The organism is Streptomyces sp. NPDC031274 (assembly GCF_055570235.1).
Genome location: NZ_JBVIHP010000379.1, coordinates 1 through 1,145, shown reverse-complemented (window position 1 = coordinate 1,145; position 1,145 = coordinate 1). Strand labels below are relative to the sequence as shown.

Below are 1,145 nucleotides of genomic sequence, written 5' to 3'. Positions count from 1 at the left end.
ATGCTGCTCTCGGATCTCGCGCTCGCGGGATGTGTGTACGCGTACGGGCGGATGCGGGGCCTGCGGGCCGGGTAGGGCCGGGTAGGGCCGAGTGGCCCGTGGGGTGTGCGGTGAGCGGGTTATCTTCGGCCGATGGGCCTTTATCCGGAGATCGAGCCGTACGACCACGGCATGCTCGAGGTCGGCGACGGAAACCGCGTGTACTGGGAGGTCTGCGGCAATCCGCTGGGCAAGCCGGCGGTGGTGCTGCATGGGGGGCCGGGGTCGGGGTGCACGCCGTTCTTCCGGCGGTACTTCGACCCCGACGCGTATCGGGTGGTGCTCCTGGACCAGCGCGGGTGCGGGCGGTCGACGCCGCCCGCGAGCGATCCCCGTACCGACATGAGCGTCAACACGACGGGGCATCTGCTGGCCGACCTGGAGCTGCTGCGGCGGCATCTGCGGATCGAGCGGTGGTTGGTGTGGGGCGGGTCATGGGGATCCGTGCTGGGGCTTCGCTACGCGCAGACGTATCCCGACCGGGTGTCGGAGCTGGTGCTCACCGGGCTGGCCACGGGGAGCCGGGCGGAGGTCGAGGTGCTGACCCGGGGCCTTGGCCAGGTCTTTCCGGAGGCGTGGGCGGCGTTCCGGGACGGGGTCCCGGAGGGTGAGCGGGACGGTGATCTCGCCGCCGCCTACAACCGGCTGCTCGAGTCGCCGGATGCGGAGGTCCGGGCTGTCGCCGCGCGGGGGTGGACCGACTGGGAGACCGCCTTCGCGTCGCAGGCGCCTCGGTCTGTTCCCCGGTACGAGGACGAGACGTTCCGGGCGGGGTTCGCCCGGACCGTCACGCACTACTTCGCCCATGACCACTGGCTGGGCGGGGACGAGGTCGTTCTTCGGGACATGGGGGCGCTTGCCGGGATCCCGGGGACGCTGGTGCAGGGGATTCTCGACTTCGGGAATCTGGTGGGGATTCCCTGGCGGCTTCAAGGGGCTTGGCCGGGGAGCGAGTTGATCCTTGTGGGGGATGCCGGGCATAACGCGGGGGCGCGAGGGATTGCGGATGAACTGGTGGCGGCGACGGATCGGTATCGGGTGGGCTGAGGCTTCGGGCGGTCCCTGCGGGGCTTTCCTGGCTTTCCTCAATCCCACCCCTTCCCGAG

1 protein-coding gene is annotated in these 1,145 nt (G+C 70.5%); it reads left to right on the top strand.

The annotated features are described in order from the left end of the window. Nucleotides 1–132: 132 nt before the first annotated feature. A complete protein-coding gene (gene pip / locus ACZ5CR_RS46515; protein ID WP_468870099.1) occupies nt 133–1,086 on the top strand; it encodes a prolyl aminopeptidase in 954 nt (317 codons plus the stop codon). The last annotated feature ends 59 nt before the right edge of the window (nt 1,087–1,145 follow it).

Excerpts from the sequence above, each read along its gene's own strand:
- pip (WP_468870099.1), top strand. The coding sequence starts at position 133 with ATGGGCCTTTATCCGGAGATCGAGCCGTACGACCACGGCATGCTCGAG.